23 protein-coding genes are annotated in these 22,644 nt (G+C 56.9%); 18 read left to right on the top strand and 5 right to left on the bottom strand.

What is annotated here, in order from left to right:
- Nucleotides 1–59: 59 nt before the first annotated feature.
- Both NCG89_RS02660 and NCG89_RS02655 read left to right on the top strand, forming a co-directional pair.
- Nucleotides 60–488 carry a YeeE/YedE family protein gene (locus NCG89_RS02660; RefSeq protein WP_251088227.1) on the top strand — a complete coding sequence of 143 codons (429 nt, stop codon included), beginning with the start codon at nt 60–62 and terminating at the stop codon, nt 486–488.
- Between the two features lie 11 nt (nt 489–499).
- Nucleotides 500–919 carry a DUF6691 family protein gene (locus tag NCG89_RS02655; protein ID WP_251088226.1) on the top strand — a complete coding sequence of 140 codons (420 nt, stop codon included), beginning with the start codon at nt 500–502 and terminating at the stop codon, nt 917–919.
- Between the two features lie 50 nt (nt 920–969).
- Here NCG89_RS02655 and NCG89_RS02650 read toward each other — a convergent pair whose 3' ends face one another.
- Nucleotides 970–1,938 carry a tRNA dihydrouridine synthase gene (locus tag NCG89_RS02650; RefSeq protein ID WP_251088225.1) on the bottom strand — a complete coding sequence of 323 codons (969 nt, stop codon included), beginning with the start codon at nt 1,936–1,938 and terminating at the stop codon, nt 970–972.
- A 114-nt stretch (nt 1,939–2,052) separates the two neighbouring features.
- On the opposite strand from NCG89_RS02650, the gene NCG89_RS02645 reads away from it, so the two are divergent.
- The 15 genes from NCG89_RS02645 to glpK all read left to right on the top strand — a co-directional run bounded on the left by NCG89_RS02645 (nt 2,053) and on the right by glpK (nt 15,998).
- Complete coding sequence (locus NCG89_RS02645) at nt 2,053–2,817, top strand: hypothetical protein (RefSeq protein WP_251088224.1); 765 nt, start codon at nt 2,053–2,055, stop codon at nt 2,815–2,817.
- Between the two features lie 171 nt (nt 2,818–2,988).
- Nucleotides 2,989–3,156: a DUF3012 domain-containing protein gene (locus tag NCG89_RS02640; protein ID WP_251088223.1), complete on the top strand. Its 168-nt coding sequence runs from the start codon at nt 2,989–2,991 to the stop codon at nt 3,154–3,156.
- A gap of 273 nt (nt 3,157–3,429) precedes the next feature.
- A complete protein-coding gene (locus tag NCG89_RS02635) occupies nt 3,430–4,317 on the top strand; it encodes a type II secretion system protein N (RefSeq protein WP_251088222.1) in 888 nt (295 codons plus the stop codon).
- The gene (gene gspD, locus NCG89_RS02630) at nt 4,314–6,398 is read left to right on the top strand and encodes a type II secretion system secretin GspD (RefSeq protein ID WP_251088221.1); all 2,085 of its coding nucleotides are present in this window, start codon (nt 4,314–4,316) and stop codon (nt 6,396–6,398) included. Before NCG89_RS02635 ends, gspD begins: the two co-directional genes overlap by 4 nt.
- 1 nt (nt 6,399) lies before the next feature.
- Nucleotides 6,400–7,887 carry a type II secretion system ATPase GspE gene (gene gspE, locus NCG89_RS02625; RefSeq protein WP_251088220.1) on the top strand — a complete coding sequence of 496 codons (1,488 nt, stop codon included), beginning with the start codon at nt 6,400–6,402 and terminating at the stop codon, nt 7,885–7,887.
- Entirely contained in the window at nt 7,874–9,088 is a 1,215-nt protein-coding gene (gene gspF, locus NCG89_RS02620; protein ID WP_251088219.1) for a type II secretion system inner membrane protein GspF, read from the top strand. Before gspE ends, gspF begins: the two co-directional genes overlap by 14 nt.
- Nucleotides 9,089–9,146: 58 nt before the next feature.
- A complete protein-coding gene (gspG, locus tag NCG89_RS02615; protein WP_251089329.1) occupies nt 9,147–9,533 on the top strand; it encodes a type II secretion system major pseudopilin GspG in 387 nt (128 codons plus the stop codon).
- Nucleotides 9,508–10,038: a type II secretion system minor pseudopilin GspH gene (gene gspH / locus NCG89_RS02610; RefSeq protein ID WP_251088218.1), complete on the top strand. Its 531-nt coding sequence runs from the start codon at nt 9,508–9,510 to the stop codon at nt 10,036–10,038. Before gspG ends, gspH begins: the two co-directional genes overlap by 26 nt.
- Nucleotides 10,035–10,394, top strand: a complete 360-nt coding sequence (gene gspI, locus NCG89_RS02605) for a type II secretion system minor pseudopilin GspI (RefSeq protein WP_251088217.1) — start codon at nt 10,035–10,037, stop codon at nt 10,392–10,394. Before gspH ends, gspI begins: the two co-directional genes overlap by 4 nt.
- Before the next feature lie 7 nt (nt 10,395–10,401).
- Nucleotides 10,402–11,040, top strand: a complete 639-nt coding sequence (gene gspJ, locus NCG89_RS02600) for a type II secretion system minor pseudopilin GspJ (protein WP_251088216.1) — start codon at nt 10,402–10,404, stop codon at nt 11,038–11,040.
- Entirely contained in the window at nt 11,037–12,029 is a 993-nt protein-coding gene (gene gspK, locus NCG89_RS02595; RefSeq protein ID WP_251088215.1) for a type II secretion system minor pseudopilin GspK, read from the top strand. Before gspJ ends, gspK begins: the two co-directional genes overlap by 4 nt.
- The gene (gene gspL / locus NCG89_RS02590; protein ID WP_251088214.1) at nt 12,026–13,216 is read left to right on the top strand and encodes a type II secretion system protein GspL; all 1,191 of its coding nucleotides are present in this window, start codon (nt 12,026–12,028) and stop codon (nt 13,214–13,216) included. Before gspK ends, gspL begins: the two co-directional genes overlap by 4 nt.
- Nucleotides 13,216–13,692: a type II secretion system protein M gene (locus tag NCG89_RS02585; protein WP_251088213.1), complete on the top strand. Its 477-nt coding sequence runs from the start codon at nt 13,216–13,218 to the stop codon at nt 13,690–13,692. The genes gspL and NCG89_RS02585 overlap by 1 nt, the downstream gene beginning before the upstream one ends.
- Nucleotides 13,689–14,411 (top strand): type II secretion system protein N, encoded by a 723-nt coding sequence (gene gspN, locus NCG89_RS02580; protein ID WP_251088212.1) that lies wholly within the window; start codon nt 13,689–13,691, stop codon nt 14,409–14,411. Before NCG89_RS02585 ends, gspN begins: the two co-directional genes overlap by 4 nt.
- 102 nt (nt 14,412–14,513) lie before the next feature.
- Nucleotides 14,514–15,998, top strand: a complete 1,485-nt coding sequence (gene glpK / locus NCG89_RS02575; RefSeq protein WP_251088211.1) for a glycerol kinase GlpK — start codon at nt 14,514–14,516, stop codon at nt 15,996–15,998.
- Here glpK and NCG89_RS02570 read toward each other — a convergent pair.
- From NCG89_RS02570 to NCG89_RS02560, 3 genes are read right to left on the bottom strand one after another with little or no spacing between them, the layout of a single operon-like run.
- Entirely contained in the window at nt 15,989–18,808 is a 2,820-nt protein-coding gene (locus NCG89_RS02570; RefSeq protein WP_251088210.1) for a putative bifunctional diguanylate cyclase/phosphodiesterase, read from the bottom strand. The genes glpK and NCG89_RS02570 overlap by 10 nt on opposite strands.
- Nucleotides 18,809–18,817: 9 nt before the next feature.
- Nucleotides 18,818–19,969 (bottom strand): hypothetical protein, encoded by a 1,152-nt coding sequence (locus NCG89_RS02565; protein WP_251088209.1) that lies wholly within the window; start codon nt 19,967–19,969, stop codon nt 18,818–18,820.
- Entirely contained in the window at nt 19,966–20,442 is a 477-nt protein-coding gene (locus tag NCG89_RS02560; RefSeq protein ID WP_251088208.1) for a hypothetical protein, read from the bottom strand. The genes NCG89_RS02565 and NCG89_RS02560 overlap by 4 nt, the downstream gene beginning before the upstream one ends.
- Before the next feature lie 405 nt (nt 20,443–20,847).
- Between NCG89_RS02560 and ung the strand changes: the two genes are divergently transcribed.
- Nucleotides 20,848–21,528, top strand: coding sequence for a uracil-DNA glycosylase (gene ung / locus NCG89_RS02555; RefSeq protein ID WP_251088207.1), 681 nt, complete (start codon nt 20,848–20,850; stop codon nt 21,526–21,528).
- A gap of 11 nt (nt 21,529–21,539) precedes the next feature.
- Here the strand turns inward: ung and ygfZ are convergent, their stop codons facing one another.
- On the bottom strand, nt 21,540–22,571 hold the full coding sequence (ygfZ, locus tag NCG89_RS02550; protein WP_251088206.1) for a CAF17-like 4Fe-4S cluster assembly/insertion protein YgfZ: 1,032 nt from the start codon (nt 22,569–22,571) through the stop codon (nt 21,540–21,542).
- Between the last annotated feature and the right edge of the window lie 73 nt (nt 22,572–22,644).

The raw sequence follows: 22,644 nt of genomic DNA, 5'->3' as shown, positions 1-22,644 counted from the left end.
ATATTTGGGCCGCTCGATGGTTTGGGCGGCGCGATGTTTTGGCTTGGTGGAGATGGGTTATGGTTGCGGCTACGGAATTTACCCCGGTGATTTCATTGCTGGGGGGAATGATGATCGGCGCGTCAGCGCTGTTATTAATGTGGTCGGTAGGCCGAATTGCAGGGATCTCGGGTATTGTCGCCGGCGCGCTGACGAGTGGCGGTGCGGAGCGATCCTGGCGATTGGCCTTTATTGTCGGGCTGTTTGCCGGCGGGGTACTCGCGGCGTCGACCAGCGACGCCCTTGAGGGTGTGGGTCCGGCCGCCAGCTGGCCCTGGCTGGTGGTGGCTGGTTTAGTGGTTGGCTTCGGTACTCGTCTGGGGTCGGGGTGTACCTCGGGTCACGGTATCTGCGGCCTCTCGCGTTTCTCCAAGCGGTCGATCTGGGCCACCATCACATTTATGGCCAGCGGCTTCGCTACCGTATTTGTTCTTCGTCATCTGATCTGAGGAAAAACTTTATGCATTTGTTGATCGTGCTGTTGGCTGGCGCCTTGTTTGGTGGTGGCATCGCAATTTCTGGAATGGGTAACCCGGCCAAGGTGCAGAATTTTCTCGATTTGGCAGGGCAATGGGATCCGAGCCTGGCCTTTGTCATGGGTGGGGGGTTGCTGATCACCACCCCGGGATTTTGGCTGCTATTCAAGGGGAGCAAGCCGCGGTTTGCCGATGCCTTTGCGTTGCCCACCCTGAAGGAAGTTGACGGCAAACTGTTGGCGGGTGCAGTCTTGTTCGGGATTGGCTGGGGTGTCAGCGGCTTGTGCCCGGCGCCGGCCCTGGTTGCCTTGTTAACCGGGCAGGCCCCCTTCTTTATCTTCGCCGCTGCCCTGGTGGCTGGCATGTTGCTGCACTACCTTACCCTTGAGCGCCGCAGCACCTGATGGTATTTACACCCTGTTGGCGCGTTGCAGGTGGCTGAGAATTGCCTGCGTCAGGCGGCGATAGCGACATCGCGTCGATGCTGCTGCAGCGCGCTGTGCAGGTCCTCCGGCGAGGTGAGCCGCTTGATTGTGCTGAATAATTGCCCGGCCTCGGGGTAGGTTCTGCGCAGATACCCAAGCCACTGCTTAACCGGGCCGCCCACGTGACGCGGTTGGCAGGTAATCAAGCTGTCCTCAAACAGGAATATGAGTAACTGCAGCACTGCTTGCCATGCCATCGGCAGGTAATGGGTGCCCGAGATGGCGGTCTTGATTTGCAGGGCCAGGTCCGGTTGGGCCAGCAATCCTCGCCCTAGCATGACATCCTCGCACTGACTCTGAATCACGCAGGCTTGATAGTCCGACACTTGCCAGATTTCGCCGTTGGCGTAGATGGGTAGCGAGTGGCGCTGTTTTAGGGGGGCGATATGCTGCCAGTGTGCGGGCGGTTTGTAGCCGTCTTCCTTGGTGCGCGCGTGAATAGTGAGCTCATTTGCCCCAGCCGAGACGATGGCGTCGACGATCTCCCCGAGCCGTCCGGTGTCTCGATAACCAAGGCGAATCTTCGCGGTGACGGGAATGGCGGGGTCGACGGCCCGGCGTACCTGGTTGACGATCTGATGGAGAAGGGCTGGCTCATCCAGCAGAACCGCTCCGCCGCGGTGCCGATTCACGCATTTTGCCGGACAGCCAAAATTAATATCGATGCCCGGTGCGCCCAGTGTTGCGGCCCGGTGGGCATTCTCGCCCATGAGCGCCGGGTCGCTGCCTAACAACTGAACGTAAACCGGGATGCCGCTGGGTGTCAGACCCTGGTCCTTCAGTTCGGGACATAAGCGATGGAATACCCGGGCGGGCAGTAGTTGGTCCGACACCCGAACAAATTCGGTTACGCAGCGATCTACACCGCCAACAGCGGTAATGAGGGCGCGCATGCGCGCATTGACGACGCCCTCCATCGGGGCAAGGTGAATTCGCATAATTGATCGCAAAGACTGAGTGCTTGTGTTGGCCGGTTTTCCGAAGGGCGCAGTATATATCAGCGCGCAGGACTTGGATAAACTGCAAGCTGAGGTAGATGAGATCTGGTCCCGATGTATCGATGGATATTTGCGGTGGTATTTGCCGCCGCTCTGGTCGGCCTGCTGGTGCTGGTCACGCAGGTGGAGCTTGCCCGCAGGCCGCTGAGCCAGGCCGAGCTGGAAGAGGCGCGCATTTTTAATGCCGACAATGCAGAGTGGTTTGGTGAGGACCCTGAGGTTGGTGTCTCGGTGGCGCTGCTGGCGCTGGGCGAAGACGGAGAGGGCGGGATAGCCACCCTTGAAGTCAATGGCCGCCCGGAAACCGCTCGCGTTGGAGAGACCCTGCTGCCGCCCTGCGTGTCGGTGGCCGCCATGCTGGAAGATGGTGTGTTGCTCGACCTGTGTGGTGGCTACGACCTGCTGAAATTGTCAATTGGCGTCAAAGTGTTGACGTTGCCTTCGGATCTGGCCGCTCCCGACAGAGTCCGCCCGCCATCGATTGTCGATCTTCGGGACAATGCCAGTCTGCGCGCACTGGTGCGGGATTACCGCTCGCGGCTTTTTAACAAGCCCTTATCGTTGATCGGCCAGATAGAGGTGGATATCAAACAGGGCGAAAACGGCCAGCGCCGCTTCTTTGTGTTTCCAGGAAAGGATCGGCGCCTGTTCTCTGAGCTGCCGCTGCAGGCTGGGGATCAGGTGCTTGCGGTTAACGGCACCCCGTTGTCGGCCCGTGAGTCCATCAGCGATATTTATCAGAATCTCGACGATGCCCAGCAGCTGACGGTGACCCTGGTTCGTAATCAACAAGATCTTGTGCTGTTACTGGCCTTCTAGTTCGGCCTATTTCCCTGGTTTGGTCGGTGGCGCCGCGCTGGTTTGGGCTGAGGCCGGCCGCTGTTTTGTCAGGTAGCTGATTTTTCAGGTAAAAGCGTGGGGCAGTGCTGTCCGCGTAGCGGGGCTCTGGTACACTCTTGGGGTTTTCTTAACTGCATTGGGAATAACATCATGAGAATAATTCAGGTTGGGGGATTGCTGCTGGCAATGCTGATGCTGGGAGCTTGCGCCCCGGAAGTCGGCAGCGAAGCATGGTGTGAGGCAATGAAAGAGAAGCCCAAAGGCGATTGGTCCGCCAACGAAGCCGGCGATTTTACCAAGCACTGCGTCTTCAAATAATCTACCAGCGGCCTACGCCGGTCTGCGGTAAAGGTGGGAGTAGGGAGTACCACCTCTATTGGTCTGACAGCCGCTTGACCTTGCATTAGCCCGGTTTTGTTTATAGCGGGTGTTGTAACAAAAGACCGGCGCGGGCCGTTTTTTGTAATATTAACGTCATGGGGCTTTTCTACCATGGCGGCCTCCTGCGCTGGATTGTTGGGCGCGGCATGCCGGTTCCCTGGCTGTCGCGATGCCCCCGAACACGCCGAATAGTGGAAAAATGGAATCATTGTGGAAAGCGCATCACAACTGACAAAACTGCTGCAGCCTCGGTTGTTAAAGCCGCTTACCTTCGCGCTTGCCGGCCTGTTGATTTACTTGCTGGCAGAACTGACCTGGCAAGTGGTCGCCCTGTTCCGGGAGCCGCCGTTACCGCAAGTGGCGTCGTCTTCCGCTGCGCTGCCGGCCGTCACCAGCGATAGTGCCGATGTTAACGTGCAGGCGCTGCTGGCGGTGCCTCTGTTTGGTATCAAGCCCGCAAGCGAGAACCCCACTGCCGACTTGGCCGCAGAGGATGTGAAAGTTTCGGCGCTGAAAATCAAGGTCCTGGGTCTGGTTGCTGGCGGTGGGGACGCGGGGATAGCCGTGCTGCAGTATGGCGGTAAAACTCGCGCTTACGCGGTCGGCGAGAAAATTGAGGTTCCAGGCGATGTTAAGTTGCTGGCCGTGTTGAGCGACTATGTGTTGATTGAGAACAATCGCCGCCGAGAAAAGTTAGAGCTGGACAAACGGCCCCAAGTCTCCGGGGTTAATGCGAGTAGCGCTCCAGTGCAATCTGGTGACGAAAATCTGGATATCGACCGGCCGGAAATTCGGGAGCTGATTGGCGATCCCCGGGATACGGTACAGAAAAGCCCCTTGAAGTTGGCGCGCTTCTTCTCGGTTTCGCCAGTGAAGGAAAACGGCCAAATGGTGGGGTATTCTCTGGCGCCAGGTCGAGATAAACGGCTATTTGAACTGCTCGATGTGAAGGCCGGGGATATCTTGCTGTCGGTAAATGGCCAATCCCTTGTTGATGCCTCGACCCCCGAACTACTTAAGATGATGGAAGAGACCAGCAGTTTTGAGCTGTTGGTTAAACGCGGCGACGCGATACTGACCAAAAGACTTAACCTATGAAACTGATTTACCTGGCGCTGTGCCTGTCCTTGTTGTTGCCCCTGTCTGCCATTTCCCAGGAACGCTATGAGCTGGATATGCAGAATGTCGATATTTCCGACTTCATTGACACGGTGGCCAAACAGACCGGCAAAACCATTGTGGTGGACAGTCGGGTAAAGGGAAAAATCACTATTCAAAGTCACCGCAAGCTTGATGCTGAAGAGCTCTACCAAGTGTTTCTGCTGCAGCTGGGTGTGGAAGGGTACTCGGCGGTCGAAGTGGGTGATGGCATTCTCAAAGTCATTCCCAATCAGGCCGCCAAGATTGAAGGGGTTGAGGTGCAAGGCAGTCGCGCCTCCCTGGGGCGGAGTGAGTCCATTGTTACCCGTATTGCCCATGTCGATAACGCTGACGCGGATGAACTGGTGAAATCTCTGCGGCCTCTGGTAGATAACAAAGTGGGGGTGATCACCAGTTACGCTGAGTCGAATATCGTACTGATTACCGACCGGGAATCTAACGTTCGCCGATTGATGTCGATTATTGACTCCATTAACTCGGTGGATTCCCAGTTGATGGAGACTGTCACCCTGCGTAATTCCTCCGCGGAGGAGGTGGAGCGGGTGATTAACAAAGTGCTTTCCCAGCAGACCCGCAAGCGCGGTGCCTCCAAGCCGGTGGTGGCAGCGGATTCGCGGACCAATAATCTGATTTTGTTTGGTGACGATGAATCCCGCGCCTATTTGCGCCGTCTGGTCGCCGATCTTGATAGCGAAGTGAGCTCCCAATCGAACATCAAAGTGGTGTACTTGAAGTATGCCAAGGCCAAAGATCTGGTGCCGGTACTGCAGAGCATCAGCGATACCATTGTTAAAGAGGATGAAGCCGCTGGCCGGACCGCGGCAGGGGCGGCGCCGACGGCGATCAATATTGAGGCCCACGAGCAGACCAATTCGATCGTGCTATCGGGTAGTCCCCACATTATTTCCAATCTGAATCAGGTGATCGGCGATCTGGATATTCGTCGTGCCCAGGTGTTGGTTGAAGCCATTATTATCGAAGTCAGCAATAATCGCGCGAAGGAGCTGGGGGTACAGTGGCTGTTTCGCGGTACCGATGATGGCAGTCAGCCGGTGGGTGGCATCAATTTTGGTGGCGGCGGCTCTGGCACCACCAACACCCCTGGTATTGTCAGCCTGCTGGCCGGAGAAGAGGCCGCGGCCACTGCGGCGAGTTCACTGCGTGGGGCGGCTTTCGGTGTTGGCAAAATTGCTGACGACGCGTTCAGTTTTGCTGCGCTGCTGACGGCGCTGTCCAGTGACTCCCAAAGCAACATTCTGTCCACGCCGAGTCTGCTGACCCTGGACAACGAAGAAGCGTCAATTCTGGTGGGGCAGGAGATTCCCGTTGTTACCGGGTCGACGGCCAGTTCCACTAACACCAACCCCTTCCAGACCATCAGTCGTCAGGAAATCGGGGTAAAACTCCTGGTGACACCACAGATCAACGATGGCGACGCGGTTCAGTTGGCGATTGAGCAGGAGGTTTCATCCCTCAGCAATAGCAATATTGCCGCCGATGTCATCACCAACAAACGGACGATTAAAACAGCGGTGCTGGTTAACGATGGCGCGACGATTGTGCTTGGAGGTCTGATTGACGATCAGGTCGATGAGAACTCTGCCCGGGTGCCGGTGCTGGGTGATATCCCGCTCTTGGGGCGGTTGTTCCGAGCGGACAACACCAATATTGTGAAGCGCAACCTGATGGTATTTATCCGGCCGACCATTATTCGCGATCAAGCCACCTTGTCTGAGCTGAGCGGCCGCAAATACAACTATATCCGGGCCGAGCAATTGCTGAAGAAGGAATCTGGCATCAGCCTTTATCCCTTTACCGAGATGGCGGTGCTGCCGGCCTGGACGGGACTGGAACCGACAAAGCCGGGAACGATTCCCCTGGAGCAGATCCCCAATCCGCTGTCGCCCTCTGAGGATGCGGTGATGAAAAAGCAAGAGCAGCTCAAGCGCGAGGGGAAAACCGAGGGCGAAGACGACGGAGTGATTCCGGCGTCGTCCTTGCCGGAGTCGGTGGACTGATATGTCGGCAGGCTTGAGTTATGCCTTTGCCCGATCTAATCGGGTATTGGTCGTTGATGGAGAGCGCGACGGGCTGCAACTGCTGTGCTGTCTGAGCACGCCCCCCCAGGCCATCGCCGAGGTCAAGCGCAGCCTGGTGCCGCGCAAGGTTTCCCTGGTGATGTGTGAGGAAGAGGCCCTCAAAGAGCAGATCAACGACAGCTTTCAGCGTCAGCAAGGCGATGCCATGTCGGCCATTGGTGATATCTCTAACGAGGTAGACCTGGACCGACTGGCCGAGGAGATTCCCGACTCCCAGGACCTGCTGGACGCCCAGGACGATGCACCGGTCATTCGCTTGATCAACGCATTGTTCGGCGAGGCCCTGAAGCGTGATGCTTCGGATATTCATATTGAAACCTATGAAAAATCCATGTCGGTGCGTTTGCGGGTAGACGGTATTCTGCAAGAAGTGCTGACACCCAATCGCCGTCTAGCGCCCCTGTTGGTGTCGCGCATCAAAGTTATGTCGAGATTGGATATTGCCGAAAAGCGGGTGCCGCAGGATGGCCGGGTGTCGCTGCGAATTGCCGGTCGCTCGGTGGATATTCGGGTGTCGACCATTCCGTCGAACTATGGCGAGCGGGTGGTGATGCGTTTGCTCGACAAGCAGGCAGCGCGGATTGATCTGAATCATCTGGGTATGCCAGAACAGCAGCTGGCCACACTGAAGGACCTGTTGCACCAGCCCAATGGCATCATTCTGGTGACCGGTCCCACCGGCTCGGGAAAAACCACCACCCTTTACGCCGGCTTGATGGCCCTGAACGACCGCCGTCGCAATATTCTTACGGTGGAAGACCCCGTGGAATATGACATTGAGGGCATTGGCCAGACTCAGGTGCATGCCAAGGTCGGTATGACCTTTGCGCGCGGGTTGCGGGCGATTTTGCGCCAGGATCCAGATGTAGTGATGGTGGGTGAGATTCGTGACCAGGAAACCGCAGAAATAGCGGTACAAGCCTCGTTAACGGGTCATATGGTGCTGTCGACCCTGCATACCAACACGGCCGTTGGCGCGATCACCCGTTTGGTGGATATTGGTGTTGAACCCTATCTGATTGCCTCCAGCTTAAAAGGTGTGCTCGCTCAGCGTCTGGTGCGCCGTCTGTGCACCCATTGCCGCCAGCCCCACTCGTTGGATCGGGCAGAAGCGCGCCTGTTGGGTGATCCGAGCATTGAAGGCCAGCAAGCCTTTGTCGCCACCGGTTGTGAGGAATGCCAGCACACCGGCTATCGGGGCCGACAAGGGGTTTACGAGTTGCTGGTTGTTGATCGGGAAGTGGCCGACATGATTCATAATAAAGCGGGGGAGAATGACATCCTCCGCTATTTAGGCGGCAATATGCATTCGCTGATGTCGGAGGGGCGCCGCCTCGTGCTGGAAGGGAAAACCAGCATTGATGAACTGCTACGCAGTGTTCGCGAGGGCACCGATGCCAGCGTATGAGTATCGTGCGCTGGATGCCGCGGGCGCGAATTGCAAGGGAATGATCGAGGCGGATTCCGGTCGTCAGGCGCGGCAGATGCTGCGCGAAAAGAAGCTGTTTCCAATTGAAGTGAAGCAGACCCGGGAAAAGGCCGCCGGTGGTGCACGTCGCTTCGGCGGTGCACGTATTGGTGTGGCAGACCTGGCCTTGTTCGTTCGCCATTTGGCTACCCTGATCCAGTCTGGTATTCCAGTCGAAGAGTCCCTGGCCGCAACGGCCAAACACTGTCGTAAAAATTCCCTTAAACGCATCATTCTGGATCTGCGCTCCCGGGTGCTTGAGGGACACTCCCTGGCCGATGGGCTAGAGGATCATCCTGGCGTGTTCAATCCCGTGTTTCGGGCACTGGTCAGCTCGGGGGAGAAGTCCGGCGATCTGGCGCTGGTGCTCAACCAGTTGGCCGAATACACCGAGGACAGCCAAAAGTTGCGCGGTGTTATCGTTCAGGCTGCCCTTTATCCGGTAGTGCTGTGCCTGGTGGCGATCTGTGTCATCGCGGCCCTGATGATCTACGTGGTGCCCAAGGTGACCGCCCAGTTTGACCATTACGGCGAAGCGCTGCCTCTGCTGACCCGGGTGTTGATTAGCATCAGCGACGGCTTGGCCGCCTACTGGGTCTATATCGTGATCGCGGTGCTTGGGTTGGTGGTGGGTGTTAAATGGTGGCTCAGAGATCCGGGTCGCCGCCTGCAAGCCGACCGCGCCGCCCTGCGGCTGCCTCTGTGGGGCGCGCTGCAATTGGAACTGGATGCCGCCCGCATGCTTCGCACCCTCGCCATATTGCTTTCATCTGGCGTGCCGTTTCTGGAAACCTTGAAGGTCTCTTGCAATACCCTGAGTAACAGTCACCTGAAACAAAGTATGGAGCGGGTGAGGGAGCAGGTGAGGGAGGGCAATAGTTTTAGCCGCTGCTTGCAGGAAGAGGATCTGTTACCGCCAATGGCGATTTATATGATCGCCAATGGCGAGGCCAGCGGTGAGCTGGAAGACATGACCCAACGCGCGGCGGCGAACCTGGAGCGCGAGTTACAGGCGCGGGTTCAGATGTTCGTAAGCCTGTTTGAGCCGCTGTTGATCGTGGTGCTCGGCCTGGTTGTACTATCGATTGTTTTGGCTATTCTGCTGCCAATGTTGCAACTGAATAATTTGACCCAGTTTTAGGAGGTATCCCGTGCAGAATCAACGCCCATCGGAGAAGGGTTTTACCCTGTTGGAAATCATGGTGGTTATTGTGATCCTGGGCCTGTTGGTAGCCGTTGTTGCGCCCAATGTTCTACAAAACCAGGACCGCGCCATGGTGGAAAAGGCCCGGGCAGATATTGCCGTGCTGGAGCAGGCGCTGGATATGTATAAGTTAGATAACCACGTGTATCCCAGCACCGACCAGGGGCTTGCCGCACTGGTAACCAAGCCAGATCGTAGCCCCGAGCCCAAAAACTATCGCAGCGACGGTTACATTAAACGTTTGCCGGATGATCCCTGGGGCAATCCGTATGTGTACCTGCAACCCGGTGAGCACGGTCGCTACGACCTGTATTCAACCGGTGCCGACGGCGAAGAAGGCGGCGACGAGTTAGCCCGTGATATTGTTAACTGGGCCGAATAAGCCGAGGCAACACGTCCGAGGTTTTTCACTGCTTGAACTGCTGGTGGTGATATTCATCGTCGGCTTACTCAGTGGGGTTGCGGCGTTGACCTTGCCTGGCAAAGATGGCGCGGCGTTGTTGAACGAGCAGCGCTATTCACTGCTCTCCAGTTTGCGCGCAGCCCGGGCGGAGGCGGTATTCAGCGGCCGCAGTCTTGGCTTGCTGTGGCAGGGTCGGAGCGGCGTGTATCAGGTTCTGACGCAGGAGGGTTGGCTGCCCATCGACACCGGGGTGCTGGCCAAACCGGTTAAATTGGCAGACGGTGTGCGGGCGGACATTTTGGTGGGTGGCGAGCCTCTGAAAACGGCTGCTGTCGAGCGTGAGGATAGCGAAGCCAAAGCCCAGTCTCCCCAGATTTTATTTGTCGGCGACGGTCAGGTGTCGCCCTTTGAATGGCGTTTGTTTGCCGACGACGCCGAGTCCGTGATGTTCGATCAATCCCTGCGTCTGGAGACCTCGCCATGATGGCCTCGGCGCGTAGCAAAGGCTTTACCCTGCTGGAAGTATTGGTCGCACTGATGATCTTCGCTACTGCGGCGGTAGCCTTGACCAAGAGTCTTGGCCAGAGCGCCGACGCGACCTCAGCCCTGGAGGAACGGCAATTTGCGGACCTAATGGCCCACAACCTCCTGGTCGATTTTTTGCGGGAGGGACAGGGGACGCGCAACAGTGGCAGCCAGTCCCTCGCGGGCTATGAATTCTTCTGGCGCCGGGAAATTTCAGATACTCCCCACCCCGATATGCGCCGGGTCGACATTACTATTCTGCAGTCAGAGCAGGGCGACGTTCTGGCCAGTCGCTCCGCCTTCCTGGAGAAGTAGGCAGCATATGTCCCGGCGGAATTCACAATTCTTCCCTTGGCGCCATCGGGCCGGCTTTACGCTGGTCGAGCTGCTGATTGCCATTGGCATTATGGCACTGCTGGGCACGGCCGCCAGCGTGATGCTAAATGCGGCGGTGAATAATGAGGATGCTATCGGTGCGCGCCAACAGGCCCTGGAGGAGGTTGCCCTGGGATTGCTTACCCTGCGCCGCGACCTGGAGCAGTTGGCACCGCGAATTCCGCGAGACGTCCAGGGTGACCCCTTAGCCGCTCGCATCGTGGGAGCGCAAATTGGCGAGGACAGCGAAATAGAGTTTGTCCACGACGGCCGCCGCATTCTGCCGGGGCAAACCCTGCTCAGTAGCCTGGAAAGAGTGCGTTACGAGCGCGAGGACGATGCCCTGGTTCGCTACAGTGTGGCGGTGGCTGATCCGACCGCGAACACCGACTGGCAGCGGCGGGTCCTGATCCGCGACGTTAAACGCTTTGTGGTGAATTTCTACAGCGGCGACCGGTGGTCGCCCTTCTGGCCGCCGAGCTCGCAGGTGTCGGCGCCGCAACCCGCGGGTATTCAAATCACGATGGATACCGAGATCTGGCCCGATCTGCGCCTGAATGTATTGCTGCCAGAGAGTGGCCAATGAGACACACGGGGCGAAAGCAGGGCGGCGCCGCACTCATCATGGTCATCCTGATGGTGGCGTTGATGACGGTATTGGCAGTGGGTCTGGTGGACTCGGTTCGTTATAACAGTCAGCGATTGCTGAATCAGCGGCTGATGGACCAGGCTTACTGGTATGCCCTGGGTGGCGAGCAGATCGCTAAATTTGCCTTAAAAGATGCTGTCGAGGACGCGACGATCAATTTGTCTCAGGTGTGGGCGCGGCGAGATACCTTGTTCCCAATCGATGGCGGGTCAATTGCTGGATATATTGAGGATCAGCAGGCCTGCTTCAACGTCAACAACTTGTACCAGGTTAATACCGAAGCGGAGCCGGGTGCGGTGATCACCGAGCCAGCCTCGCTGACGGTGTTGCGAGGCCTGCTGCTGAACCTGGATCTGTCGCCCGAGCGGGCCGACTTTATCGCTGACCGGGTCAACGACTGGATCGACGAGGATTTTGGCCCCGAAGGGGTGTACGGCGCCGAAGATCTATACTATTCGGATCAGGATTTTCCCTACATGCCTCCGAACCAGGTAATGGTCAGCCCGAGTGAAATGAATTTACTGGCGGAGTTTGAAGAGGGCGAGTGGCAGGCGCTGAGCCCGTTTTTGTGTGCGCTGCCAGAGGTCAACACACCGATCAATATCAACACATTGCTGCCCGAGCACGCTGCGCTGTTGGCGGCAGCCATTGGTAACACTGTATCAGTTGAGCAGGTGAGAGCCGTGCTTAACGCGCGCCCGGAAGACGGCTGGCCCGATGTGGCTACCTTCATCAGCGAGTTAGCCTTGCCTCTTGAGCAGCAACCCAGCACGGAATTGCTGCAAGGTCTGGCGGTGCAGTCGAAGTACTTCCGAGGTCTAGCCGATATTTTTTATCAGCAGCGGCAGCTGAAAATGTACTCCCGGTTTGTGATCAAGGGCGGTAAGGCGGTAGCGTATGCACGAGAATATGGAGAGGTCTTTTGACAAAGAAATTACTGCTTGATTTGCCCCTGTTGCCCGATCAGCCCGTTCACTGGTTGGTGTGGGATGATGGGCGAGAGCTGGCTTCAGGGAGTTCGGCCCCGGAGAAGCTTGATTTTCTGGCGGAGCGATATGCCGGGGTGGCTTGTTACGCGCTAATCAATGGCCAGGCGGTGAGTCACCATCGCATTGTGCTGCCCAAAGCGGGTCGCGTCGGCATGGCCGCCCTGCCATTCCAGCTCGAGGAGCGGCTCTGCACGGACCTCGATCAGGTACACATCGCCCACACTCCAATTCGGGCGAACCAGCCCTGCGATGTATTGGTAATTGACAAGGATGTGATGACGCGCTGCCATGAATGGTTGTGCGCTGCCGGCCTGAAAGTGACCGCCATGTTGCCGGATTTCGCGGTGTTACCAGCCAATGTGCTGGTGCTTGATCGCCAGCGCGCCAGCGCACACCTTGCGGCGGGTGGCGCCGCCCTCGATAGCGAAAATTTTCCGGTGTGGTGGCAGATTGCCGCCGGCGATCAGGTGCCTTCCAGTCACGACGACCTGCAAGTGTTTACCGAAGCGGGCTGGCAACCGGATTACGAACTGCCGGAGGGGCCGGGCAACCCGTTTAATCAGCGGCTGCAGGTTTATGCCGAGGTTTTTGCGCCATGGAATCTCAACTTGCTCTGTGGTGCTTACGCTATTAAGGAACAGCGCAGCGCTGAACTTCAGCTGTTGCGTTGGCCATTGCTTTTGCTGGTGGCTGTTTTGCTGGTGCATTGGGCCGCGTTGGGGGTTCAGATCATCACGGCGAACTCTCGGGCGGAGCAGCTGGATCGTGCGATGGATGCCCTGTATCAGCAGACTTTCCCGGGTGCTCGGGTAGTGAATGCCCGGGCGCAGATGCGCACGCAATTGGCGGCGCTGGAAGGTGGCAGTAGCGAGCAAAGCCAGCTGCTACCCTGGTTGGAGCGCCTGGCCTCGGCGACCAAAAATCAAAAGATCGACATCAAACAGATGACCTTTGAGCATCGTCCGACCCTGTTGAAGGTGCAGGTAACGTCACCGGGCTTTGAGCAGCTCGACCAATGGGTCGCCGCGCTTTCGGCCCAGGGTTTCAATGTTGAGCGGGGTGCCTTTAATCAGGAAGCCGCGGCCATTGTTGGTCAGGTGGTATTGCGCGGGGAGGGACAATAATGAGCCGTTTTGAAAAATTGCTCGACGGGCGCACCGAGCAGGAGCGCCGCACCCTTGCGATAGGCGCGGCCGTGGCGCTGCCCTTGTTTATTTATTTGCTGGTTTGGCAACCTCTCCTGAGCGGCGCGGCACAGGCAGCAGAAAAGGCGCAACAGAAGCAGCAGGCCTATGAGTGGATGCTGGGTGCCGCCGAGCAGATTCGGGCTCTGGCGCCGCGAGGCGTAACGAATAATGTCGGTTCGCCACAGCAGTTGATCACCAGCGCCGGGCGTGAGCAAGGCATCACCTTCAATCGAATAGAACCGCAATCGGGTGGTCGCTTCAACGTGTGGATCGCCGGTTGCGATTACAATGCCTGCGTGCAGTTTCTCGACACGGTCATCAGTCGTGGTTTGCTCGTAAATGATATGACTCTCTCTCGATTAGCCACGCCGGGCACCGCCTCCCTGCGCGTCACGTTGGGAGCGCCCGAGTGAAAAAAGCGGTTTTGATTTTGTTGGCGGCGGGGATGTTTGTGGCGGTGCTTGTCGCCAAAGCACCGGCTTGGCTGTTGCTTGACACGATTCGGGGGCAGGTTCCCGGACTGGCGCTGGGACCAGCTTCCGGTACCGTGTGGCAAGGCGATATCGACTCAGTACGATTTCAACAGTTTAGCGTTGGTGGTGTCGCCTGGCATCTGCGTCCCTGGGCATTGTTCGGCCATGCGCCATTGGCGATCTCTACCCAGACCCCGGTTCGGGCGAGTGCCCTGTTGGGGGTGACGGGTGAACAACAACTGGTTTTGACGGATTCCTCGGTAGAAGGCGAAATTGGTCCGTTGCTGGCGGCGGCAGGCCTGCCGAGCATGGGATTCGAGGGACAATTTTCGCTCAAACTCAGTTCTGCCACGCTGGCCGCTCAGGGCTGTAACTCACTGGATGGTCAGCTGCGGATTGCCGGATTGCGCGGTGATATTGCGGGCATCGACAGTCTCGGCGCAATCGTGGCAGCGTTGTCCTGTCGTGGTGGCGCCGTGCGCTTGAGCATCGATGAGAATAATCCGAACCGGGTTCGAGGTAGCCTCACGGTGAGTGGTGATGGACGCACGCGGGGGCAAATCACCCTGTCGCCACCGCCGGGGAGTGAGCTGTTTTTAAGTTTGCGCGACTTTTTGGGCCAGCCACGCAATGGCAAGGACTTTGTTATTCGGCTCTGATCGAAATTTTGTGGCCCGGACAAATTTGACCCTCGCCAATGCTTGTATCCACATTTTGCAGATCGTAGTCTGTTGCCAAAGCGCTTTTACAGGGGAGTTTCGATGGGACAGTACTTGCTGGCAATTGATCAGGGCACGACCAGTTCACGGGCGATTGTCTTTGACCGCGGTGGGAATATTTGTGGGGTAGGGCAGAAAGAATTTACCCAGTTCTATCCTCACGACGGCTGGGTTGAACATGATCCCGAGGAAATTTGGGAGACAACAGTGGCCAGTTGCCGGGCGGCAATCGATGCGGCGGGGCTGCGTGCCGACCAGTTGAGCGGGATCGGTATCACCAATCAACGCGAAACGACGCTGTTGTGGGAGCGCGATTCAGGTAAAGCCGTGTATCCCGCGATTGTCTGGCAGGATCGGCGCACGGCGAAAGCCTGCGCGGAACTGAAGGCGCAAGGGGTGGAGCAAATGGTCACCCGGCGTACCGGCCTGCTGCTCGATCCCTATTTCACCGGCAGTAAACTGGCTTGGCTGCTGGACAATGTGCCGGGCGCTCGCAAGCGCGCTGAGGCCGGTGAGCTCGCATTCGGTACCGTTGATAGCTTCTTGTTGTGGCGACTGACCGGCGGCCAATCCCACGCGACCGATGCCACCAATGCATCACGTACCCTCTTATTCAATATTCATACCCAGCAATGGGATGACGAACTGCTCGAGTTGCTGCGCATTCCCCGGGCGATTCTGCCCGAAGTTAAAAATACCTGTGATGATTTTGGAACCACCGATGCCGCTCTCCTGGGCGCATCGCTGCCGGTGGCTGCGCTGATTGGCGACCAACAAGCCGCGACGGTTGGCCAAGCCTGCTTTACCCCGGGCATGGCCAAGAGCACCTACGGAACCGGCTGTTTTCTGGTGTTAAATACCGGCGACCAGGCGATGGTGTCGAGCAATCGCTTGCTGACCACCGTCGCGTACCGAATTAACGATAAGGTGTGTTATGCCCTGGAGGGCAGCATTTTCGTCGCCGGTGCGGCGGTGCAGTGGCTGCGCGACGGTTTACAACTCATCAAATCAGCCGCAGAAACCCAGCAACTGGCGGAGAGTGTCACCAGTTCTGACGGCGTTTATCTGGTGCCGGCGTTTACCGGACTCGGCGCACCCTACTGGGACCCGGATGCCCGCGGCGCGATTCTCGGCTTAACCCGGGACAGCAGCGCTGCTCACATTGCCAGAGCTACCTTGGAGTCAGTGTGTTACCAAACCCGCGACCTGATTGAAGCCATGCGCGGTGACGGGGCCGACTTCAACGACATTCGTGTTGATGGTGGGATGGTGATCAATGACTGGCTGGTGCAGCGTTTAGCCGACATGCTGGGCTGCTGCTGCGAACGCCCCCAAGTCACCGAAACAACCGCCCTCGGGGCAGCTTATATGGCCGGTCTTCACTTGGGTGTGTATGCCGACCTGGAAGAAATTGCCGCCCTTTGGCAAAGCGAAAAGGCATTTAATCCAAAGATGGCAGAGAGTGACCGGGAGCGGCGTTACCACGGCTGGAAAAACGCGGTGGCCAGAGTGCGCAGTCAGTCCTGATTATCGCTGTCTGGATTGAGAAGATGCCCCAGGGGCATGTTCAGATTCAATGCGTCGAGGGGCATTGGCTTAGAAATGAAGTAGCCCTGAACATACTCGGCGCCCAGTTTGCGAACAATCTCCATGGCCTCCTGGGTTTCTACCCCCTCCACAATAACCTGTTTGTTCAGGCTGTGGCTCATTTCTATCATTGAGCGCACCAGCGCCTGGTCGTTGGGGCGCTCGTGAATGAAGCGCACAAAAGACTGATCAATCTTGATGAAGTCCACCGGTAACTCGCGCACATACTCGAAGGAGGTGAAGCCCACGCCAAAGTCGTCCAGGGCAATCCGGGCGCCGATTTTGCGGAAATTTTTGAGCAGGGTGTTGGCCTCGTGGATACTATCGAGGGCGTCGGTTTCGACGACCTCAAAAATCAACTTGCTGGGATCTGCGCCGGTTTTTTCAATAAGCTGTTTGAGGTGAATTTCAAAGTCGGGCAATTCCATGGTCGGCGCGGTCAAGTTGATACTCAGGCCGATGTCCACGCCACTGTCCTGCCATCGCCGTTGTTGCTGCATGGCCATTTCGATCACGGCGAAATCAATCTGAGACATCAGGCCAATTTCGGCGGCGACGCCCAGGAATTTGTAGGGCGGAATAAACTGACCTTCCTCGTCCAGCAGGCGCACCAAGCATTCGCAATGGCTGATCACTTGATTATGAATGTGGATGATGGGCTGATAAAACAACAGTAGCCGGTTTTCATCAAGGGCCTGCTGAATCAGGTCCTTCATGTGGTATTTTTCCTGCCGGGAAAGCCGGTCGATATGCTCTTCGGTGGCGACAAATACTTGGCCGCGTGCTTTGCTTTTCACCCGGCGCATCAGCGCTGTGGTGTCAGAGATCAGTTGGTCAATGGCCATTTCCGCCTGGCTGCGGAGATGGTTCAGCACGACGGATAGATGGACGTTTTCACTGCCCTCGGTAGTATCGATGGTATAGCGGGTGAGGGACTCCAGAGTTTTGTGGTAGTCGGCTTCGTCCAGTTCCTTTTGCACTTCAATGAGTGCGATGAACTCGCCTGAGCCGCTGCGAGCCAGCAAACTACCCTCGGGTAGAATCATGCTGATGTAGCGGGCCAACTCCAGCAGTAGTTTATCGCCAGTGGAAAAATCGAACTGATCGTTAAAGCGGGCAAAGTCATCAATATCGATCAAGACGATATCAAATTGCGTGTTCGCGCCAGCATGGACAATGTGGCTCTGGGCCTCGTCAATGAAACTCAACCGATTAAGCAGACCGGTGACGCGGTCGTGGCGTCCCAGCCACTGCAGGCTGCGTACCGCCTCATGCTGCTCAGTGACATCCATGCCCATCGACAATATGCGCAGTTGTCCCTTCACTCTGATTGCCCGGTGAACCCACAGAATCTCAACCCGCAGCCCGTTGCGGTCAAACAGGGGCATCTCGCCCTGAACGGTCTTGCCCTCATCGTGCATCAGGTTGGCAAGGGCATCTGACAAAGAGCGTTGTTGAAAGTCGTTTCGTACCCAGTCGTTGATATTGGCGGGGCGGCCGTCGTCGTTGATGGTGTTGATCATTTCGCGGCCAAGCGCGTTGATGCTTTGAATCGTGCCGTCCGACTCATGAATGATGATCACCAGAGGAGAGGCGTCGAGCAACATGTCGTTGAATTTAGTTGCCTCAGTCAGCTCAAAAATCTTTTGCTTCAGTTTTTCCCGCTGCTCGTTGTTCTTTTCGTTCAGGCGCTCGAGGTCACCTATCACGCTGCCAATGCTCTCTCGCAAAACGTCAGTTTCGTCCCGGTGCTGGCGGCTTTTTGCTATCTCGGCGAGCTGGCTTCGGGCACTGGCAAACTCACTTTCGGGCAGTAAGCGCAGCAAATTGGCTAGCCCCAGCACCTTTTGCAGCGGTGGTCGCAGTATTAGTGTTATCGCTGCCATCGAAAATAGCAGGGTCACCAAGACGGTGATGACGGTGTCTTTGAACTCGCTTTCGATCAGTACTTCGGTGCCCGTCTCCGGTGCGTGAATGAGGACACTGATTTCGGGGGAGACTGCGCCGTTGAGAGGGAAGTGTTTAGCGCTGAAGTAGCGAGTGTTTAGTTTGCCAAAAAAGTGATTTTCCTGGGGGCCCTTTATGATGATTTTTTCCAGTAGCGGCAAAATCCGGTCGCGACTGGTTGCCGCATTACTGGCAAGTAGAATGGTTTCAATAGTGATGCCATTGTCGATCTCTTTGGCCAGCAGGGCGACATCCATATTGGTCAGATTAAAGAAGTCCTGCATCACGATATTCGGGCTGCGATTGATGTTAACGATCAATTCGCTACCGTCTTCCGCAATAGTTGGCACAAAGGCCCGTTGCAGGCATTGCTGCTTGCAGTCGACAAAGCCGGTGGGCCGCTGGCTTTTTGCGACTTGTTCCAGCGCGCTGCGCGTGCTGCGGGTCAATTTTGGTGGGTTGGATTCGCTGAGTAAGTCGCGGCCGTCGGCGGAAAAGAAGCGCACGGAATCGATTCCCGCCAGCAGTGATGGTTGCGCTAAGCGCTTTAATGATTTGGCGTTGTTCGAGCGGATGTCATAGTTGTCGGCAATACGGAATAGTTCGGTGTATGAGCGGTCTATCAGTGCGCGAAAGGTGTCGTCTGCGCGTTCGAGGTTTTCCAGAATTACCGCACGATGATTCGCCATGTTGCGACGGAAACTGGCGAACTCCAGCGTGCATAGCACGATAATCAACACCAGAAAGATGGCTGTGCTGAGTTTGCGCTGTAGGCTGACAATTCGCTTCGTCGGTTGGGACATGGGGCAGACCTAGAACCGGTACGCAATCATGGCGGCCAACAGCGTGGTGTGTTTGTCTTCTTCGCGCCCTCGGTTATCGATAGCGGGGATACCGCCAGCGCCTTTGATACTGTAAATATCGAGGGCCAATAGCCAGGAAATATCAGGGGTCCACTGCAGCCCTGCCACCCAGTGTTTGGAATTACTCAGACTGCCAAGTTCTTTGTCCTCGTAACTGCCGTGCTCGTAGCGCAGGGTCGCGACCAGGTTGTTGGCCAGGTGTCGGCGTGCCTGAAGATAAAAGGTTTTGGACTCGGCGTCCTGGTTTTGAGTGCTGCCAAGGTAGCCCTCAACCCTGACGAAACTGTACTCGGCTGTGAGGGCCCAGTCGAGAAAGTTGCGCTCAGCAGATAGCACAACCCCTGAGGCATCAATGCTGGCCGAGGGAATTGGCGACCTGGCGCCATCTGCCCGGAGCGTAAGGTTGAGCGTTGACAGGGCATAGCGGGATTGCCCGCCATTGCGGCTGTGCAACAGCTGGGCATAGACCGGATTTTTTATCTCCGCGTTGCGGAACATTCCCGAACCTCCCGTAATGATATCGAGGGAGTCCTGGGGAAGGCTTTTGTCCTTGCCCACTGAGAAGCTGAAGTTGGTGGAATGCTCGGCTTCATCCCAGTAGCCATAGAGTTGGAGGCCGTCGCTGGAAAACAGAAACTCCCGCAGCCCATTGCCCTCGAAGTACACCGCCTGGGGCATCAGAATAGTTGGGCGGGTAAAAACCACATCCCGCGTGTCGTTGTAAAAACCGTAGCTGTTGCGTACGCGACCAATTCGGGCGCCAATGCCAGACTGATCGTTTTCGCCAAGCTTGTAGTCGGCAAAGAGGTAGTCGAGGTTGATGTCGCCGTTGTCGGTATTGCCCGCGTCACGGGAGATAACTTGCCCTGCGACATAGAGTCGGCTGCTGTGCCGGTAGTTGGCATTGAGTCCGGCTTCCATGAAGTCGGTGGAGCCATCAAGGCTATCGCCATAAATATTGTTACCCTCACTTTTCAGAAATGCCTGCGACGCAAATCCGTGGACTTGCAGATCATTGCCAATAGTGAGGGCGAGGCCGGGTGTGGCTAGCCAAGCTGAAGCGATGATCAGGCTACGTTTCATAAACCCTGTTGAATTCATTCTGATCTCCCTGTGGTGTCAGAGCGGCCTTGCTGTGGGAGGGTAGATAGGGGGAGTTCGTCGTCAGCGCCAGCGGGAACAGACTGATAGCCGATTGCACCGGGAGTGGTGCTGACGATGGTCTTTAGCTCGGCTTCCGATTTCGCCACTCTGGGCGCGGTACCGGTGCCGCTGAACATCAGGCGATCCCAGTGATCTCGCAGCACGTAAGGGTAGATTTGCAGCTTGGTTCGGCAAAATTTTCGGTGCACAGGGTGCTCGTCGGGGAGGACGACCACGGTGATAGGGGTGCCGTCATCCCAACTGCGCTTGCGCTGGGAAAAGATGGATCGCAGGGTTAGCAGCGTTAAATTGTTTTGGGAGACCGATTGATTGATGACAATCCCGACTGCCGAGTTATCGGGTTGTGTCAGCGCTAAGGGCGAAAGCAAATACAGGCCTAGTGCCAACAGAAGCCGGGTCCAATGTCTCATGGAAGTACGAGTCATTGCTGTTGGATGAAGCGTCAAAAGCAATTCCCTGAAAGTCTCAATTTCACTGTCCTCGTGCCAATTTGAGAACGTACCGGTTGTGCAGTCCCGCGTCAGTGCGTGAATATACTGATTCAACCCGCTCGGCGAGTGATCTCGCCTGCGAAATTTGCCGCTGATGACACTCCTGTTGGTTGCAATATCTGTGAGGTGATTTGCGACCTTGGCGGATTCTACTCTGGCCATTGAAACGTAAAAAAGCTTGGCAAACAATGGTCTATAGAAACTTTAAATAATTGCCTGTAATCACTTTATTGTGTCGTTGCTGCCTTGTTGTCGCGCCGGCAAAGGGCAGATACATGCCGTTGTTTGTTATGATCGCGGCGGGCTTAAGTGTGGTGGAGATAGATGGCGACGACGGTTCAATTAGAAGCTTCCTGGCTTGCAGCGCTGGGTGCTGAGTTTGAAAAAGATTACATGAAAGACCTGCGTGCTTATCTATTGGCGAGAAAGCGTGACGGCGCGGTGATTTACCCTGATTCATCCAACTGGTTCGCCGCACTGAATACCACGCCGCTGGAGCGGGTCAAAGTGGTGATCCTCGGGCAGGATCCCTATCACGGCCCGGGGCAGGCTCACGGTTTGTGTTTTTCGGTAAAGCCGGAGGTTCCGATTCCGCCCTCACTGCTTAACATCTACAAAGAACTGCATGACGATATCGGCATTGCCATGCCCCAACACGGGTATTTGGAATCCTGGGCGCGGCAGGGGGTGCTGCTGCTCAACAGCGTTTTGACAGTGGAGCAGGGCAGGGCCGGCGCTCACCAGGGGCGTGGATGGGAGCAATTTACCGACGCGGTCATCGCTGAGCTGAACCGTCGGCGAGAGGGTGTGGTGTTTATGCTATGGGGCAGCTACGCGCAAAAGAAAGGGGCACACATTGATCGAACTCGCCACCTGGTGCTGTCTGCCCCCCACCCGTCGCCCTTGTCGGCTTACCGGGGATTTTTTGGCTGTCGGCATTTCTCTCAGGCCAACGAGTACCTGGGTGATCAGGCACTGGATTGGGCGCTGCCATTCGAGCCCTGAACAGGGCTGAATCAGACCTCAGTGTTTTGTGTGGCGCGCAGGTTTTGCAGTGGGCTGTCTGGCTGTGATTCCACTATCAGGGGAGCACCGCTGCCAGCCGCATCCAAACTGATGACCGCCAGCAGCGCGATACCGTCAGTATCCGCGGCGAGATTGACGATTTCCCCCACAGTCTGACCGCTGTCTCGCATGATGATTTTCTCGCCGGCAGCGGGCAAAATCTGACTGCCGGGCAACAGCGCCCGATGCAGGCTTTTCTTCAGTTTCCCCCGATACGCCATTCGAGCGATCACTTCCTGGCCGGTATAGCAGCCTTTTTTGAAACTCACGCCGCCATTGGTATGTAAATCCAGCTGCTGAGGGAGAAAGCGATCCTGTGTTGCCGCTGACACGTCAGCCGATCCCTGCTGAATGTTTCGCCGTTGCCAATGCCGGCTGCCAACCAGGGGAGCAAGTGCGCTGAGTTGTGGCCAGATGTGGTCTAGACTTTGGGTCGACAGCCAGCACTCAAATTGCTGTTCGGTGGCATCGACTTGAATAAGGGTTGCGTCGGCAGTGGACAGCGCAGCGTGTTGGCCTTCGGGAGCCGCGCCGAACGCCGCGCGCACAGTGTCTCGGGCTCTTTCGCCGACAATACCCAAGGCGACCCGGGTATCGCCAGAATCGCGCATTTTCGCCTTGGAAAAGACAATGTATTTGGCCAGGGTGTCGCAGAATGAGGCCACGATATCCGCGCGCATGCGCAGTGTTGTGGTGGTTTCGTCCGTCATCGTTGCCAGGAAGGTGCTCAACGCCCTGCCTTTGATGTTGCAGTAACTGCCCGGGCTGGCCGTTTCGCGAGTGATGCGCCGCCAGTCACAGCTGGTTTGGCCCTGCAGAAACTTGCTGGCATCGGGCCCGGCAACGTCCACGAATCCGTATTGGCTCAGCGGGGCAATCCAGGTATCGCCGCTGGCTTGTTCGTCAGCGGTAGTCCAGAAGCCCTCTCGGTCGAAGGTGCTGTCGGGGTGGGTGTCTAATAGAAATTGCCAGACTGCTTGCATGAATATTGCCTGTTGCCGGTAGGGTGCTTCGGAACGCTGCTAACCGCTATACTGTGCGCTTTTATCGGAAAGG

Origin of the sequence: Spongiibacter taiwanensis (genome assembly GCF_023702635.1) — a bacterium.
Classification (GTDB): domain Bacteria; phylum Pseudomonadota; class Gammaproteobacteria; order Pseudomonadales; family Spongiibacteraceae; genus Spongiibacter; species Spongiibacter taiwanensis.
This window is presented reverse-complemented; position numbering and strand designations above follow the sequence as displayed.

Excerpts from the sequence above, each read along its gene's own strand:
- NCG89_RS02660 (WP_251088227.1), top strand. The coding sequence starts at position 60 with ATGGTTGCGGCTACGGAATTTACCCCGGTGATTTCATTGCTGGGGGGA.
- NCG89_RS02655 (WP_251088226.1), top strand. The coding sequence starts at position 500 with ATGCATTTGTTGATCGTGCTGTTGGCTGGCGCCTTGTTTGGTGGTGGC.
- NCG89_RS02650 (WP_251088225.1), bottom strand. The coding sequence starts at position 1,938 with ATGCGAATTCACCTTGCCCCGATGGAGGGCGTCGTCAATGCGCGCATG.
- NCG89_RS02645 (WP_251088224.1), top strand. The coding sequence starts at position 2,053 with ATGTATCGATGGATATTTGCGGTGGTATTTGCCGCCGCTCTGGTCGGC.
- NCG89_RS02640 (WP_251088223.1), top strand. The coding sequence starts at position 2,989 with ATGAGAATAATTCAGGTTGGGGGATTGCTGCTGGCAATGCTGATGCTG.
- gspD (WP_251088221.1), top strand. The coding sequence starts at position 4,314 with ATGAAACTGATTTACCTGGCGCTGTGCCTGTCCTTGTTGTTGCCCCTG.
- gspE (WP_251088220.1), top strand. The coding sequence starts at position 6,400 with ATGTCGGCAGGCTTGAGTTATGCCTTTGCCCGATCTAATCGGGTATTG.
- gspF (WP_251088219.1), top strand. The coding sequence starts at position 7,874 with ATGCCAGCGTATGAGTATCGTGCGCTGGATGCCGCGGGCGCGAATTGC.
- gspG (WP_251089329.1), top strand. The coding sequence starts at position 9,147 with ATGGTGGTTATTGTGATCCTGGGCCTGTTGGTAGCCGTTGTTGCGCCC.
- gspI (WP_251088217.1), top strand. The coding sequence starts at position 10,035 with ATGATGGCCTCGGCGCGTAGCAAAGGCTTTACCCTGCTGGAAGTATTG.
- gspJ (WP_251088216.1), top strand. The coding sequence starts at position 10,402 with ATGTCCCGGCGGAATTCACAATTCTTCCCTTGGCGCCATCGGGCCGGC.
- gspK (WP_251088215.1), top strand. The coding sequence starts at position 11,037 with ATGAGACACACGGGGCGAAAGCAGGGCGGCGCCGCACTCATCATGGTC.
- NCG89_RS02585 (WP_251088213.1), top strand. The coding sequence starts at position 13,216 with ATGAGCCGTTTTGAAAAATTGCTCGACGGGCGCACCGAGCAGGAGCGC.
- glpK (WP_251088211.1), top strand. The coding sequence starts at position 14,514 with ATGGGACAGTACTTGCTGGCAATTGATCAGGGCACGACCAGTTCACGG.
- NCG89_RS02570 (WP_251088210.1), bottom strand. The coding sequence starts at position 18,808 with ATGTCCCAACCGACGAAGCGAATTGTCAGCCTACAGCGCAAACTCAGC.
- NCG89_RS02565 (WP_251088209.1), bottom strand. The coding sequence starts at position 19,969 with ATGAATTCAACAGGGTTTATGAAACGTAGCCTGATCATCGCTTCAGCT.
- NCG89_RS02560 (WP_251088208.1), bottom strand. The coding sequence starts at position 20,442 with ATGAGACATTGGACCCGGCTTCTGTTGGCACTAGGCCTGTATTTGCTT.
- ung (WP_251088207.1), top strand. The coding sequence starts at position 20,848 with ATGGCGACGACGGTTCAATTAGAAGCTTCCTGGCTTGCAGCGCTGGGT.
- ygfZ (WP_251088206.1), bottom strand. The coding sequence starts at position 22,571 with ATGCAAGCAGTCTGGCAATTTCTATTAGACACCCACCCCGACAGCACC.